This window comes from Halomonas sp. DP8Y7-1, assembly GCF_019801685.1.
Classification (GTDB): domain Bacteria; phylum Pseudomonadota; class Gammaproteobacteria; order Pseudomonadales; family Halomonadaceae; genus Halomonas; species Halomonas litopenaei_A.
The window spans coordinates 728,857-743,246 of the sequence record NZ_JAHVIN010000005.1; the positions used below are offsets into that span (position 1 = coordinate 728,857).

General features: G+C 64.5%; 11 protein-coding genes. 4 read left to right on the forward strand and 7 right to left on the reverse strand.

All coding sequences use genetic code 11. From position 1 onward, the window contains the following. Positions 1 to 215: 215 nt before the first annotated feature. The 4 genes from KUV41_RS08485 to KUV41_RS08500 all read right to left on the reverse strand — a co-directional run bounded on the left by KUV41_RS08485 (position 216) and on the right by KUV41_RS08500 (position 6,832). A complete protein-coding gene (locus tag KUV41_RS08485) occupies positions 216 to 965 on the reverse strand; it encodes a glutamine amidotransferase (protein ID WP_222485562.1) in 750 nt (249 codons plus the stop codon). Then, positions 962 to 2,134 carry an acetylornithine deacetylase gene (gene argE, locus KUV41_RS08490; protein WP_222237350.1) on the reverse strand — a complete coding sequence of 391 codons (1,173 nt, stop codon included), beginning with the start codon at positions 2,132 to 2,134 and terminating at the stop codon, positions 962 to 964. The genes KUV41_RS08485 and argE overlap by 4 nt, the downstream gene beginning before the upstream one ends. Before the next feature lie 118 nt (positions 2,135 to 2,252). After that, complete coding sequence (locus KUV41_RS08495; protein ID WP_222485564.1) at positions 2,253 to 5,555, reverse strand: AAA family ATPase; 3,303 nt, start codon at positions 5,553 to 5,555, stop codon at positions 2,253 to 2,255. After that, positions 5,552 to 6,832, reverse strand: a complete 1,281-nt coding sequence (locus KUV41_RS08500) for an exonuclease SbcCD subunit D C-terminal domain-containing protein (RefSeq protein ID WP_222485566.1) — start codon at positions 6,830 to 6,832, stop codon at positions 5,552 to 5,554. Before KUV41_RS08500 ends, KUV41_RS08495 begins: the two co-directional genes overlap by 4 nt. 125 nt (positions 6,833 to 6,957) lie before the next feature. Here KUV41_RS08500 and nfi point away from each other — a divergent pair, with 125 nt between their 5' ends. Together nfi and KUV41_RS08510 are read left to right on the forward strand one after the other, a co-directional pair. Then, on the forward strand, positions 6,958 to 7,638 hold the full coding sequence (nfi, locus tag KUV41_RS08505; protein ID WP_222485568.1) for a deoxyribonuclease V: 681 nt from the start codon (positions 6,958 to 6,960) through the stop codon (positions 7,636 to 7,638). A gap of 34 nt (positions 7,639 to 7,672) precedes the next feature. Further along, a complete protein-coding gene (locus KUV41_RS08510) occupies positions 7,673 to 8,233 on the forward strand; it encodes a DUF1415 domain-containing protein (RefSeq protein ID WP_222485570.1) in 561 nt (186 codons plus the stop codon). Positions 8,234 to 8,391: 158 nt separating this feature from the next. On the opposite strand, the gene KUV41_RS08515 is transcribed toward KUV41_RS08510, so the two are convergent. Then, positions 8,392 to 9,264 carry an aldo/keto reductase gene (locus KUV41_RS08515; protein ID WP_222485572.1) on the reverse strand — a complete coding sequence of 291 codons (873 nt, stop codon included), beginning with the start codon at positions 9,262 to 9,264 and terminating at the stop codon, positions 8,392 to 8,394. Between the two features lie 281 nt (positions 9,265 to 9,545). Here KUV41_RS08515 and KUV41_RS08520 point away from each other — a divergent pair, with 281 nt between their 5' ends. After that, positions 9,546 to 9,974, forward strand: a complete 429-nt coding sequence (locus KUV41_RS08520; RefSeq protein ID WP_222161973.1) for an OsmC family protein — start codon at positions 9,546 to 9,548, stop codon at positions 9,972 to 9,974. 163 nt (positions 9,975 to 10,137) lie between these two features. On the opposite strand, the gene KUV41_RS08525 is transcribed toward KUV41_RS08520, so the two are convergent. Continuing rightward, a complete protein-coding gene (locus KUV41_RS08525; RefSeq protein ID WP_206942862.1) occupies positions 10,138 to 10,881 on the reverse strand; it encodes a gamma-glutamyl-gamma-aminobutyrate hydrolase family protein in 744 nt (247 codons plus the stop codon). Further along, positions 10,874 to 11,863: an amidoligase family protein gene (locus tag KUV41_RS08530; protein WP_206942860.1), complete on the reverse strand. Its 990-nt coding sequence runs from the start codon at positions 11,861 to 11,863 to the stop codon at positions 10,874 to 10,876. Before KUV41_RS08530 ends, KUV41_RS08525 begins: the two co-directional genes overlap by 8 nt. A gap of 105 nt (positions 11,864 to 11,968) precedes the next feature. Between KUV41_RS08530 and KUV41_RS08535 the strand changes: the two genes are divergently transcribed. Then, complete coding sequence (locus tag KUV41_RS08535) at positions 11,969 to 14,335, forward strand: mechanosensitive ion channel family protein (RefSeq protein ID WP_206942858.1); 2,367 nt, start codon at positions 11,969 to 11,971, stop codon at positions 14,333 to 14,335. The last annotated feature ends 55 nt before the right edge of the window (positions 14,336 to 14,390 follow it).

Consider the following 14,390-nt stretch of genomic DNA (forward strand, 5'->3'; position numbering starts at 1 on the left):
CAGGTGGCCGCAGGTAGCGGTCGCAACGTCAGTGCTCGGCTGATGCCGCAGCGACAGCCATCTGACGCGATCTAGACAGAAGTCATGTCGACAACGCAAGAAGGCCGGTGGATATCCACCGGCCTTCTTGCGTTCGCAGACGATGTTGTCGCAGTGCATTCGGCTCGCGACCCTGGCAGGGCCCACGGGGCGACGGCTGGGGGTCACATCGGCGGCTAGTCGCTGATCACCATCTTCAGCGCAAAGGCGTCCAGCAGGCTGCTGGCCTCTGGTGTATCGCGCAGCCCCTGGTGCAAGGCGTCAGGATCTTCCCCCTGGTCGGCGAGCACCTCTCGTTGGTGGGCCAGGTAAGCGGCGGTCACGGCGGGGGTGAACTCCGGGTGAAATTGCACGCTGTACTGGCGCGGACCATGACGCAGGGCTTGATAGGGGTCGTGGTCGTTGGCGGCCAGTATCATGGACTGCGGCGGCCGCGTCAGGGCGCTCTGAGCATGGGTCAGCTGGGCGTTGAAACGCTCGGGCAGGCTGGCGAACAGCGGATCCTTGCGTCCCTCGTCGGTCAGCGTCAGCAGCCGGGTGCCGCATTCACGACCAGACGGGTGATAGCCGGCCACGCCGCCAAAGGCATCTGCCATCAGCTGATGGCCGTAGCAGACCCCGAACAGCGGCAGGTTCGCCTGCCAAGCACTACGTAGCCAGGGTTTGAGCGCCTCGCTCCAAGGTGCCTGGTCGGAGACCATGGCGTGGGACCCGGTCACGATGACGCCGTCCTGGTCAGAGACCGCCGGCAGCGAGGCGTGGCGCACGTCGATGACCTCGATGATGCCGCCCTGTTGGCGAAAGCCTTGCAGGCGAGCGATGAACAGATCCTCGAAATCACCGTGGTGCTGAACCACGTCACTAAAGCTGTCCCCGGTCTTGAAGATGGCAAGACGAGCCGGCCCAAGGCGCGTTGTCTGGCTCATGGCTGGCGCTTCCTCAGGCGTTGGCCGAGAGCGCTCATGAAGTCGCTGCCGGCATCCAGCTGGGGGCGTTCAATGTACTCGTCCGGCTGATGGGCCTGGCTGATGCTGCCGGGGCCGCAAATGACGGTGGGCAGTCCGGCCAGCTGAAATTGACCGGCCTCGGTGGCGTAGGCCACGGCGGCGCCGTCAGGGCTGTCGCCCAGTAGTTCGCGGCATAGGGTCAGGGCCTCGCGATTGTCGCGGTCGGCCAGGGCAGGCACGGTGGTATTGAGGCGCTCGGTGGTGATGGACGCCTCGGGAGCGCGTGCCTGCATGGCGCTCTCCAGGGTGCGGGCGGTGGCCTCGACACGGGCCAGCAGTTCCTCCGCGTCGTCGGTGGGCAGGTGGCGTATTTCCCACTCGAAGGTGCAGCGGCGGGCCATGATGTTGATGGCGGTACCACCCTCAATCTTGCCGACGTGCAGGCTGGAGTGGATCACGCTGAACGCTTCATCCACACGTCCTTCTTCCTTCAGCTCTGCCATCACGTCTTCGATGCGCGTGACCAGACGAGCGGCCACGTGAATGGCCGAGACGCCTTGATACACCTGGCTGGAGTGAGCCTCGCGGCCGATCACGGTCGTGCGGAAGTTGGTGGCTCCCTTGTGTGCCACCACCGGTGACATCAGCGTCGGCTCACCCACCACGACCGCAGCGGGGCGGGGGTGTTCGGCCATCAGTCTTTCGATCATGCGCGGGGCGCCAACGCAGCCGACTTCTTCGTCGTAGGACAGGGCCAGCCAGATCGGCACCTCAAGTTCGAGCTGGCTCCAGCGCGGTACTTCGGCCAATGCGCAGGCAATGAAGGCCTTCATGTCGCAGGTGCCGCGACCATACAGGCGCTCGCTGTTGGCGCCTTCACCCGCGGTCAGGGTGAAGGGGTCGGTAGACCAGGGCTGGCCGGTGACCGGCACCACGTCGGTATGGCCCGACAGCACGACCCCACCTGGGACGGCTGGACCGATGCGTGCCAGCAGGTTGGCGCGGGAGCCGTCGTCGCTTGAGACCCGCCAGTGCTCCACCCCGTGCTGGTCGAGCCATTGCTCGACGAAGGTGATCAGTTCGAGGTTGGACTGTCGAGACACGGTGGCAAAGCCGACCAGGGTCTTGAGCAGGTCGTAAGCGGTCATGGGGGCTCCAAGGGCGGGTGTGGTGAAGGCGCCAATGTATCATGGGCGGTGTGCTGGCCCCAGCATGCGGACGCCTTCCTGTCGTGGTGGATGTCTCGGCTCCCGGCAGCATAGGGAGCTAGTCAGTGAGCACAACGCGACTTTCCCCATTGCCGCCAGGCATCACCTGGATCTGCACGGGAATGCGTTCATGCATCTCCTGGACGTGGGAGATGACACCCACTCGACGGCCCTGAGCCTGCAGCCCATCGAGGGCGTCCATGGCCAGGGCCAGGGACTGTGGGTCGAGGCTGCCGAAGCCTTCATCGATGAACAGTGACTCGATGGCAAGCTCCCCCGAGGCCAGGGAAGCCAGCCCAAGAGCCATGGCCAGCGAGACCAGGAAGGTTTCCCCACCGGACAGCGAGTGCACCGAGCGTCGCTCGTCCGCCACGTCGCGATCGATGACCAGCAGCCCCAGCGGGCTGCCTCCTCGCACCAGTCGGTAGCGACGGCTGAGGCCGGCCAGGTGTGCGTTGGCCTCGTCGATCAGACGCTCCAGGTTCCAGGCCTGGGCGATGCGGCGAAAGGTCTTGCCGTCGGCGGCGCCGATCAGCTCGCTGATCCGGCCCCAGCGGTGGAGTTCGGTGCGGGCGGCCTCGAGCGCTTCCAGTCCATCGCGCTGACGCTGGCGGCGGCGATCATCGTCATGCAGGCGGTGCAGGGCGGCGTCCCGGGTCTGCTGGGCGTTGGCGACTCGCGGCTGGCATTCGTGTTGACGGGACGCCAGATCCTCGCGGCGTTGCGCCAGGCGGTGCTCGGTGTCGGTGTCGAGCAGGGTGTCCGGATCCTGGTCAGGCAGATGACGCTGGCGCCAGCCGCGCCAAGCTCGGCGTCGCTCCTCAAGGCTGGTGCGGGCGGTCTGCAGCGCATCGCGCGCGCTGTCGATCCGGCGGCGCAGCCCTTCGATGTCGGCGTCGCTGCGCTCGAGGAGTTGCGCCAGCCGCTCGTCGTTCAGCTCCGGCTGCTGGCTACGCCAGCTGGCGAGGTGCTGATCCAGTGCCGCCTTGTCATCCTCGATCTGGCGAAGGGTGTGGCGCTGATGGGTGAGCTGCTGATTGAGGCTGATGACCTTGCGTTGCCGCTCCTCCACCGCCTGGCGAGCCTGCTCGTAGTGTTCGCGGCTTCGCTGGACGTGTGCCTCGAGGCGTTGCTGCCAGGCGTCGACGCTGGTGTCATCGCCCAATAGGGTCGACAGCTCCGCCTGATGGCGCTCAACCGCCTGACTGAGTGTTGGGCGACGTTCATCGAGTCGCTGGATCTCTTCGGCAACGTCGGCCATCCGCGCTGCCACTGTCCTGAGGTCGGTTTCTGTTCTGGCGATGGTCTCCGCCAGGGGGGCCAGCGTGCGCTCGGCCTGTTCAACAGCCGCAAGACGTGTCTTGGCTGCTTGATGACGCTGCTGCTGGCGCTGGGTTTGCTGCGTCAGCCAGTCCTCCACGTCCTTGGCGGAGTGCTGCAGTGCGTGCAGGCTCGCGTCGAACAGCGGGTGGGCCTCAAGCTGGGTCGATGCCTGGTCGCCATGCGGGGCCAGCTCCGCCAGTTGGGTCTCCAGTTGTGACACCCGCTCGTCGAGGGTCCGGTAGCTTCCGAGCAGCGTATCGCGTCGCTGGCGACAGTCGCTCAGCTGCTCTTCCGATGCCGCCAGCTGGCGATTCTCCTCGGCGATGGTGGCTTCGAGCTGGGCGCCCTCGGCACTGGCCGGGGGGGAGTCACGCCATGGATGTTGAAGACTGCCACAGACCGGGCAGGGATGATCCGGCGCCAGGGTGGCGCGCAGTGCATCCACTCTGTCGCTGCGTACGGCACGCAGCCTTTCGATGCTGCGGCTGAGCGACTCGTGAGCCTGGGTGGCGGCATCCAGGTCTTGCCGTGCGGCCTTGCCCTCTTCCAGCAATTGGTCGCGCTGTCGTCTGGCCTGCTCATGTTCGGCAGTCACTTGGCGCTGCTGATCATCGAGTTGCTTGGCCCTTTGCCAGCGTTGGCGCAGCTCTCCGAGATCCAGCAGGCGTTGCCCCGCATCCTCAAGGCTCTGCTGGGCCTCGGTTCTGGCGTCGGCCACCCGTTGGTCGGGGCCCAGGTAGTGCGCCAGGGTTTCGGTGGCGCTGTCCCGTTGCTGGCGCTGCTGCTGCAGCGCGCTGTCGGCTGCCTCACGTTGCTGACGAAGCTCGGCGTGCTGTTGACGACGACGCCTCAGCTCCTGCTCGAGGGCCTCATGCTCTCGCTGGTGGCCGTGAAGTTCGCTGGCAATCTGGTGCGCCTGCTGGATGCGAGGACGCGCTGCGTCGCGCTCCCGTTCGGCAGTGGACAGCGAAGTCTGGGCGGCCGTCTGCTGTTGTTCGTGCTGCTGCTGATCGTCGAGGGTGGTCGCCAGGCTGTGCTCGAGCTGTTCGAGGGTGTGGCGGGCATCGGGCAGCTGCCGAGCCAGCTGGTGTTGACGCTGGAACTGGCTGCGCTGCGGGGCCAGACGCTCGAGCCACTCAAGCTCGCGGCGCTGTGCATCCAGCTCAGCCCAGGACTGCTCTGCCTGGTCCAGGGCCTGGCGGGCTTCAGCGTGGCGTTCTCGATACTGGACGTCTTCGGTCAACCAGCTGGCTTCCTGCTCGAGCTGGCGCAGTGCCTGCAGCTGCTCGGCGAGCGCGGCTTCGGCCGAGCTCAACTCGGCCTCCATGGCCTGGCGCTGATCGCTGTCGCTGGGAGTGTCCTCATCCAGCAGCGCTTGCTGCCGCGCCACGGCGTCCCGCGCTTCCTTGGCACGCTGGTAGGCCGCCATCGAGATCAGCGAGTATTCAGCGGTGTCGGTCAGCTTTTCCAGCAGGTCCGAGCGGGCGTTGTCATCGGCCTTGAGGAAGGCCGCAAACTCGCTCTGGGCCAGCAGCACCGCACGAGTGAACTGATCAAAGTTCAGCCCGAGCCGGTCTGGCAGCAACTCTGCAAACTCGCGCTTCTGGGCGGTCAAAAGACGCTCGTCCTCCAGGTCCTGCAGCGACTGCTCGACGGCCTGGAGCTTGCCGGTGGCCTTGTCCCGGGCGCGGCGGACGGCCCAGCGAGCCCGGTAGCGGCGACCGTCGCGGCCAATGAAATCGACTTCGGCGTAGCCGCTGGCGGCACCGCGGCGCAGCAGGCTGCGAGGGTCCGAGGTCAGAATGCGTGAGCCGTCCTGGTCATCCAGGTGGGAGTCTCGGCTCGGCGCACCGCGCAGGCGTGGCGTATTGCCGAACAAGGCCAGGCACAGTGCATCCAGCAGGGTGCTCTTGCCGGAGCCGGTCGGGCCGGTGATGGCGAACAGGCCGGCCTCGGCCAGCGGGGGCTGGCTGAAATCCAGCTCTAGCGGGCCCGGCAGTGAGGCCAGCTGGGCGAGTCGCAGGGCAAGAATCTTCACGTTGATGCTCCTTGGCGGCTGGCGCTTTCGGACGCATCGTCATCCTGAACCTGCTGACATAGTCCGTCGAAGTCCGCCAGGACGTCCTGCTCCGGCTCTTCTCCCCAGGCCTCGCGCCAGGTGCGCGTGAACAGCTCCCGTGGCCCGATGTCCTCCAGTCGCTCGCCGCGTTGGGGGGCTTGCTCGGCGCTGCTGGGCAGCTCGCGCTTGAGACGCAGCAGGCGCACGGCCTTGGTCGCCAGTGCCTGCTCGACGCGCGAGCGTAGCTCCGGCATCGGCGCCTCGAGACGCACAGTGATCTCCAGCCAGTCCCAGCGCTCGGTGGGACCGGACCCTTGGCGCTCGGGCAGATCGTCGATGGTCTGCAACAGCTCATCCAGGGGCGCCGGTCCAAGCCGTCGCATGGTCACGGCGCGTGGCACGGCCAGGGGCTCGACCTTGGCAAGCGTGCCGTTGTCCAGGCTCAGCAAGAGCACCTGGTGGGGGTAGTCGACCTCACTGAAGTCCAGTGGCAGCGGGCTGCCGCTGTAGCGTATGCGCTCCTCGCTCACACGCTGGGCGCGGTGAAGATGGCCGAGAGCAACGTAGTCGATATCATCGGGAAACAGCGATGCAGACAAGGACTCCTCTCCGCCGATCACGATAGGCCTCTCGCTAGCCTCCGAGACGGCGGCGCCGCGCAGGTGGGCGTGACTCATGGCGATCAGCGCCTGACCGTCGGTGCGCTTGCGGCGGGCCGCCTCGATCAGCTCACGGTGAACCCGCTCGACGCTGCTGACGTAGTCATCGTGGCGATCGCTGTGGTGGTCGCTGGTGCGTCGGCGACCGGTGATTTCCGCCGGCCTGAGGAAGGGCAGGGCGAGGCACCAGGCGCCCACCTCGCCACGGGCATCGGTCAACGGCACCAGCAAGCGCTCGCTATCAATGTGGCCGTCGTCGATGAACTCGACCCGTCCCAGCGCGTAGGTCCGCAGGTGGCGCATCAACGGCGCTGGCAGCTCGATACGGCTACCGCTGTCATGATTGCCGGCGATCAGCACCAGGGTGAGCGCTGGGCAACGCTGATGAAGTTCGACGATGAAGTCGTACAGCATCTCCTGGGCACGCAATGAGGGGTTGACGACATCGAAGACATCGCCGGCCACCAGCAGGGCATCGGCAGCGTGATCCTCGGCGACCTGAATCAGCCAGTCGAGGAAGGCCTTGTGTTCTTCGTGGCGCTCCTGGCCGTGGAAGCTCTGGCCTAGATGCCAGTCCGCAGTGTGGATGATGCGCATCCGTCCTCCCTGATGGATCGTTGGGCCGACCAGTCCCGCGGCTTGTCGTTGCCCGTGGCGGAGGCATAGTCTACCGCGAGCAGGTGGCGACATCAGCCACCCATGGTCATCGACAAGGAGGCGCTATGACCAAGCTGCATTGCGCGCCCCGCCCGGCGCTGCACGACTGGGCACTGGCACCGAGGGAAGCCATCGCGCTGCAACGTTCGTTGGCCCAGCGGCTCGAGCATGAGGACCGGATCGCTGACGTCGAGCATATTGCCGGCGTCGACATTGGCTTCGAAGAGGGGCAAACGACGACCCGCGCCGCGGTGGTCGTGCTGGCCTGGCCATCGCTTGAGGTGGTCGAGCAGGTCGTCGCCAGGGAGCCGACGCGCATGCCTTACATTCCGGGGCTATTGTCCTTCCGCGAGATTCCGGCAGCGCTGGCGGCCTTCGACAAGGTACAGCATCGTGTCGACCTGGTGATGGTGGATGGACACGGTATCGCCCATCCGAGGCGCTTGGGCGTTGCCGCTCACCTCGGTCTGTGGCTGGACCTGCCGACACTGGGGGTGGCGAAGAAGCGCCTGACAGGACGTCATGGTGATGTGCCCGAGGCTCGAGGTGAGTCCTGTGACCTGCTTGACGGGGACGAGCGCATCGGTGTCGTGCTACGCTCTCGCGCCGGCGTCAAGCCGGTGTTCGTATCCCCTGGGCATCGGCTGACGGTAGATACCGCCGCTGCCTGGGCGGTGGCCTGCCTTGGCCGCTACAAGCTTCCTGAGCCGACCCGGCTAGCCGACAGGCTAGCGTCAAGGCGCTGAACCGGCCTTGCTACTGAACCTGCGAGAACCGCCCATGTCCGACACTGCTCTGTCACCAAGCCTTGCCGCTACCGCGACCTGGGTCGAGGAATTCGTGGTCCGACTGAACGTCTGCCCGTTCGCCGGTCGCGAGCTCGCGCGGGACACCATTCGCTATGTCGAGGTGGACGGGCGCGCCCTCGAGCCGGCGCTGATGGCCCTGATGGACGCCTGCCACCAGCTGGAGGTGGCGCCAGAGGTGGAGACCAGCCTGCTGGTGTTCAGCCACGGGCTTGCCGACTTCGATGACTACCTGGACGCCCTGGCCATGGCCGAGGCGCTGCTGGTCGATCAGGGCTACGAAGGGGTCTTCCAGCTGGCGAGCTTTCACCCGGACTACGTGTTTGACGGGGTCGAGGACGATGACCCGGCCAACTTCACCAATCGCTCGCCGTGGCCGGTGTGGCACCTGCTGCGAGAAGAGGGGCTGGAGCGGGCGCTGGCCCACTATCCCGACCCCGAGGCGATTCCTGAGCGCAATATCGAAAAGCTCAGGGAGGTCGGCAGCGCGGCGCTGGCGCGTCAGCTTGAGGAGCTGCGCCAGCGCTTCTGCTGAGCCATATACATTAGGAAAGTGCTGAGTAAATGTAGCGAGCGATGGCAGGTCGGCTACTGCCGGAACGGAGAGACCGGAGTTTACGTGTGGGTAAATGAGGATCTTGAGTACCGCCAGCAAGCCGAAATGTCGAGCGCAGCCATTTATGCAGTGCTTTCCTAGACGATATCCAGGGGTACGCGTGTGCTCGGCGCCGGATACAGCTCGTCCAGGCGCGCAAGCGTCGCCTCATCCAGCGTTACCTCCAGTGCCTTCGCATTGTCATCGACGTGGTCAGGAGTGGCGGCCTTGGGAATGGCGATGACGTCGCGACTGCCGTCGATGGGGCGAATGGCCCAGGCCAGCAGCAACTGAGCGGGACTCAGTTGATGCTCTGCCGCCAGGGCCTGGAGCTCGGGGTCCCGCAGTGGATCTGGCCCGACGCCACCGGCCTGCGCCAGAGGACAGTAGGCCATCAGCGGGATGCGATGCTGTCGCTGCCATGGCCGCAAGGCCACCTCGATGCCGCGGGAAGCCAGGTGGTAGAGCACCTGATTGACCGCGCAATGGCTGCTACCGGGGACGCTCGACAGCGCCTGCATGTCCTCCACATCAAAGTTCGAGACGCCAAAGTGGCGGATCTTGCCGGCGTTTGTCAGGCGCTCGAAGGCCTCCAGGGTCTCTTCCAGTGGAACGTTGCCGGGCCAGTGCAGCAGGTACAGGTCCAGGTAGTCTGTGTTCAAACGCTTGAGGCTTGCTTCGCAGGCAGCGATGGCGCCGCTGCTGCTGGCATTCCATGGATACACCTTGGACACCACATAGGCCTGGTCGCGCCGCCCTGCCAGGGCCTCGCCCACGACGCTTTCGGCCTCACCGTCGGCATACATCTCGGCGGTGTCGATCAGTCTCAGACCGCGTTCGAGCCCTCGCTGCAGGGCGGCGATTTCACGTGATCGCGGTGCGCGCCCTTCACCCATGAACCAGGTTCCTTGGCCAATCGCGGGGAGGGTGTCGGCATCATGGGGGCCGAGGGAAACGGTAGCGAGACTCATGAGAAAGCGGACTCCTTGTGGCTTTCGTGGACACTCAACAGGACTATCGTAGCCGAGTCCGCCGTCGCCAACGCAACAGGGGGCACAAGGCTGGACACTGCTTGATGGAAGATGCACTGTGGTGACATCAGTCTTGGTGGCGTGCCACGAAGACTGCCCGCTGACGCCGCCGCTGGTTCACATTGTTGCCAAGGGGTGTTCAGCGTGCGCCAAAGGGAAAGGCGCAGAGGTGATCGTCGAACTCGATCGAAGTCTCAGTCTGTCAATGGAAAGGAGTCGATATGAGCATTACCAATACCGCATCAGCGCAGTGGAAAGGCAATCTCAAGCAAGGCAAGGGCGTAGTATCGACCAACAGCGATGCGCTCAACGACGTGCCTTATGACTTCAAGCAGCGTTTTGAAGGTCAGGCCGGTACCAATCCAGAGGAATTGATCGGTGCCGCCCATGCCAGCTGCTACTCCATGGCCCTGTCGATGATTCTGGAGGGGTCCAGCCTGGAAGCTGACAGCATTGACACCAACGCTGATGTCACCCTGGAAGAAGTGGACGGCGGTTTTGCAGTGACCAAGGTGCATCTGACCGTGCGTGCCAGCATTCCTGGTGCCGAGGAAAGCGTGTTCAATGAGGCCGCCGAGAAAGCCAAGGCGGGCTGCCCGATCTCGAAGCTGCTGAACGCCGAGATCAGCCTCGATGCCAAACTGGTGTGATCGTCAGGGAGCGTCATCGCCTGGGCGATGACGCTCCCTGCCGGCTAGCTGGATAGAGCTTGCCGCATCAGTAAAAGCCTGCCGCTGGCAGGCTTTTTTGTGCACTGGCGTTGCCTCTAGTGTGACGTTCATGACGCAGGCCATGGCCAGACGCCATGAGTGACTACAGCGGATGTTCGGCCGCTGCCGCGCGTTGACCGGCATTCCGACTGGCCTTGGCGGGCGGGCGACGTTCGCAATGAGGCTTGCATGAGGCTTTCACCAAGGCCTTGATCAGCCGCTGCTGGGGGCGGTTGAACACCAGAAACTCCGGGTGCCATTGCACCCCAAGCAGGAAGTCATGGTCCCGCGATTCGATTCCCTGGACCAGGCCATCCCGGTCCCTGGCGACGATGTCGATGCCGCGCCCTGCCTGCTCGACGGCCTGGTGATGAAGGCTGTTGATGCGGCACCAGCTGACCCTCAGCAATTGGTGCAGGCGACTGCCCTCGACGATGTCCACGGTCTTGCGCGGCAGCACGGTGCGACGGCGCTTCAACCCTTCGTGGGTGGTGTAGATATCGCTGTCCAGGGTCCCGCCGAGGTGAACGTTGATCAACTGGGAGCCACGGCAGATGCCCAGTACTGGCGTGTTCCGCGGAATTTCCCGGGCCAGCAGTTCCAGTTCGAGCTCGTCTCGCTGGGGATCGACGCGCACGTCGAGCTGCATCTCTCCTCCGTAGAGATGTGCCTGGATGTCATCACCACCGCCCACGATCAGCCCATCCAGATGCTCTGGCCTGGGCCGTGACGGAGACAGTCGCAGTGGCCGGCCGCCATGCCGCCAGACCGCGAACCAGTCGAACCACCAGGCCAGCAGGCTCTTGTGGTCGGAGGTGGATATGCCGATCAGTGGACGCTCAGCCATCCTTGGCATCTCCTGTCAGCGTGTTCTTTACCTTTTGCCATAACGAGCGGTCGAGGTGACGGGCCCGGTACTCCGCCATACGCTCACTCAAGGTGTCCGGTGCGCAGGCGAGACGCTCGACTTCCAGCCATCGATTCCACTCGGTGACGGCTCCCCAGTCTGGCTCGGAGAGTTGTGCGTTGGGCAGGCGGTAGTGAAAGGTCGGGCGCGGCTGGACGAGCTCCTTGCGAAACAGCTCGTGGGGGTGTTCTGGCCGCAGGTGCGCAAACAGCGGCAGCATGTCCAGATCACGATTGCGGGTCGGGTTGTCGGCCAGGTAGTCATCGATCAAGGTGTCGATGTCGGGAGCGTAGTCCGGGTCGAACAGTTTGAGGCAGTAGCGCTTGTGAAAGGGATTGGCGTGGGGCAGCACCTCGCGGGTGATGTCGACCCGAATCTGTTCCCTGAGCCAGTTGGCCGAGAGCAGATAGGCACGCAGATAGCGCAGGATATCTGCCGCCTCGAGACTCGGCAGTTCAGGGTTGAGGTGCAGTCCGAAGCCGTAGAGCAAGCTGGCCTCGGTGCCCTTTGCGCCATGTTGACGCAGGGCGTCGAACAGGGCGTCGAGGGTGTCCAGCTCGTCCCATGGCACCGGGGGGCAGACGATTTCCGTCGGCACCACACCGGTCACCATATCGCCCAGCAGCTCCCGCGACCGGCGATCGATATCACGGCGCATGCGCTCCCAGTCATCCTGCTGGGCGGACTCCTGGGCGGCGTCAGGATGCACGTAGTGTGAATCAAGCTCGATCTTGAAGTCGCCCCAGCGGGTGTCGCAGACCTTCATGCGATGTGCACTCTGGACGTCGATGCGTCCTTCGAACAGCGACTGGACCAGCTTCGTCGTGGCCATGGCGTCCAGGCCAGCGAATTCGATTTCGACCCCCACCTTGCGGGTTGCTCCGTCCGAGGTGGTGGGCTCGGGTGGCGCTTGGGCTTTCATGTCGGCATCCTATTGAGGCATCAACGGTGCATTTCTTCGCAGACTACCACAGGCGGTCAAGGTTCATCCGCGAAGGCATCGATTCGTACGTGGCGAGGAGCACGAATGGTTCGGTTCAGGCAAAAGAGGTGGTACGTGTTTCAAGGGGTTAGCTTCCTCGCGCTTCTATTACTCTGTTTTGTGCCTATTCAGGCGTCGGCGCAAGGTGTCGGACTGACGGCCTTGGCCGGCAATAGCGGTAATGGTGGTGCCGCCCAGGAAGCCTCTCCCGAGGAGCTGCAGCGCTCTCTCGATACCTTGATCCAGACGCTGGAGAGCGATCAGAGCCGCCAGCAGCTGGTCGACAGCCTGCGCTCCTTGCGGCAGGCAGGTCAGGCAGAGGTAGAGGCGCAGGGCAACTCGCAGGGGCTGTTGGGAGCGCTGGCCGATACCTTCAATGAGCTGGGGGAAGAGGCCGAAAGCGCCAGGTCGCCCATGGTCCAGTGGCGCGCCAAGTTCTTCGAGGGCTGGCAGGATATCGACGGCCTGGTCAGTGGCACCGAGCACAGTGACCTGGCGCGCTTTGCGGTCGAGTTCAGTGTGTTGATGGCCACCTGGGGGGGCATCGTCATCATCCTGGTGGCGTTGGGTCGGTTGGTCGGTCGTCGTCGCGGGTGGCCCATGGACCTCCCACGAGACCCCAAGGCGTGGCTGCTGGCAGCGCACTTTCTGCGACGCATGTTGCCCTGGGCGCTGGGGTTCCTGTCGATTCTGGGGGTGCTGCAGCTCGTCCCGGAAAGTGCGGCAGCCACGGGCGTATCGGTGGTGGCCTATGCGGCCCTGTGTGGGCGCATTCTATCGGTGGTGGTAGAAATTGTGGTGTCGGTGTTTACCAGCGGCCATCGCTATCCTGCGGTGCGCCTGCTGCAGCAGCACGCGCTGCGTCCGCTGTTTGTGATTGGCGCCCTGATCGCCCTGGGTGATGCCTTCAAGTCTGAACGCCTGGTGGAGTTGCTGGGCTTCGATCTGGCATCGTTGGCCTCGGTGCTGGCCAACATTCTGGCCACCGCATTGACCTTCCGCTTCATCGTGCGTTTCAAGCGCCCGATCAAGCACCTTATTCGCAACCGCAGTTACAGCATTCGCAAGGACTGCAACAGCCACACCGAGGTGACGCGGGTCATCGGTCGACTGTGGCATATCCCGGCCTTGCTGCTTGTCGGCGCGTCGCTGGTAGCGATTTTCGTGACCGTGGGAGACGTGGGAACGGCGCTGGCGCGATCGATCATCAACGCCGCCTTGCTGGTACTGACGCTGGTGGTGACGGCGCTGCTGCGACGGCAGAACGAACGACACGACCACTCCCGCGGACGCCACCGCCACCACAGTGAGTACCGGCGCCGGCTGGAACGTTTTGCCTATACCCTGGGACACGTGTTGGCCTGGCTGGTGTTTGCCGAGCTGTCGCTGCAGGTCTGGGGCGGCTCCCTGGTGGGCATCGGTCGCGAGGGGGTGGCCAGCGTGCGCATCGGTCAGGCCATCCTGGCGATTGCCTTCACCGTATTGCTGGCCTGGCTGGCGTGGATATTCGCCGATACTGCGATTCAGCGGTCGCTGATGTCATCGGCACGGTCGCGAGGACGTCGGGTCAACCAGGCGAGGGCTCAGACCATTACGCCGATGATTCGCAATGTCGTCTTCGCGACGATCGTGGTAATTGCCTCCATCGTTGGACTGGCCAACCTGGGGGTCAACGTCACACCGCTGCTGGCGGGTGCCGGGGTCATCGGCCTGGCGCTGGGTTTTGGTGCCCAGACCCTGGTCCAGGATCTGATTACCGGCATCTTCATTCTGGTGGAGGACTCCCTGGCGGTAGACGACTTTGTTCGCATCAATGGTCATATGGGCACGGTGGAGGGGCTGACCCTGCGCACCGTTCGTCTGCGCGATCTAGACGGTATTGTTCATATCCTCACCTTCTCGAAGATCGAGTCGATCCATAACATGTCACGCCAGTTTGGCGTGGCGTTGATGAAGATCCGCATTCCCTTCGACATGAAGATCGACGATGCCACTACCATGATGCAGGAAACGGCGCGGGACCTGCGTCAGGATCCGATCATGCGTCACCACATCTGGTCACCTCTGGAAATGCAGGGTATCGACCGCTTTGAGGATGGCTGTGCGATCCTGCGGATGCGTTTTCGGACCTCCCCGGAGATGCAGTGGGATGTGGCGCGTGCTTTCAACATGCTGCTGAAGCGTCGCATGGAGCAGGTAGGCATCGAGCTTGGTGCGCCACGCATCAGCGTCAGCATGGAAGGTCGCGGGGGCGGTCGTCTGGATGGTTCTACCCGAGAGGGCGAGGCGGACTATCAAGGCGCTACCTCAGGCACCCAGAGTGATGCCAGCGGTCGACGTCCGGGCCAAGCCGGAGTGGCCGATCCGCAGCATCAGACCAGTGCCACGGGAGCGTCGCCGGACCCCGCGTAAGACCTGGGCTAGACGACAAGGGGGGCGAAGGGCAATAGCCCTCGCCCCTTTTTGG

Coding starts and splice junctions, on each gene's coding strand:
- KUV41_RS08520 (WP_222161973.1), top strand. CDS start 9,546: ATGAGCATTACCAATACCGCATCAGCGCAGTGGAAAGGCAATCTCAAG.
- KUV41_RS08530 (WP_206942860.1), bottom strand. CDS start 11,863: ATGAAAGCCCAAGCGCCACCCGAGCCCACCACCTCGGACGGAGCAACC.
- KUV41_RS08485 (WP_222485562.1), bottom strand. CDS start 965: ATGAGCCAGACAACGCGCCTTGGGCCGGCTCGTCTTGCCATCTTCAAG.
- KUV41_RS08500 (WP_222485566.1), bottom strand. CDS start 6,832: ATGCGCATCATCCACACTGCGGACTGGCATCTAGGCCAGAGCTTCCAC.
- KUV41_RS08525 (WP_206942862.1), bottom strand. CDS start 10,881: ATGGCTGAGCGTCCACTGATCGGCATATCCACCTCCGACCACAAGAGC.
- argE (WP_222237350.1), bottom strand. CDS start 2,134: ATGACCGCTTACGACCTGCTCAAGACCCTGGTCGGCTTTGCCACCGTG.
- KUV41_RS08535 (WP_206942858.1), top strand. CDS start 11,969: ATGGTTCGGTTCAGGCAAAAGAGGTGGTACGTGTTTCAAGGGGTTAGC.
- KUV41_RS08515 (WP_222485572.1), bottom strand. CDS start 9,264: ATGAGTCTCGCTACCGTTTCCCTCGGCCCCCATGATGCCGACACCCTC.
- KUV41_RS08510 (WP_222485570.1), top strand. CDS start 7,673: ATGTCCGACACTGCTCTGTCACCAAGCCTTGCCGCTACCGCGACCTGG.
- nfi (WP_222485568.1), top strand. CDS start 6,958: ATGACCAAGCTGCATTGCGCGCCCCGCCCGGCGCTGCACGACTGGGCA.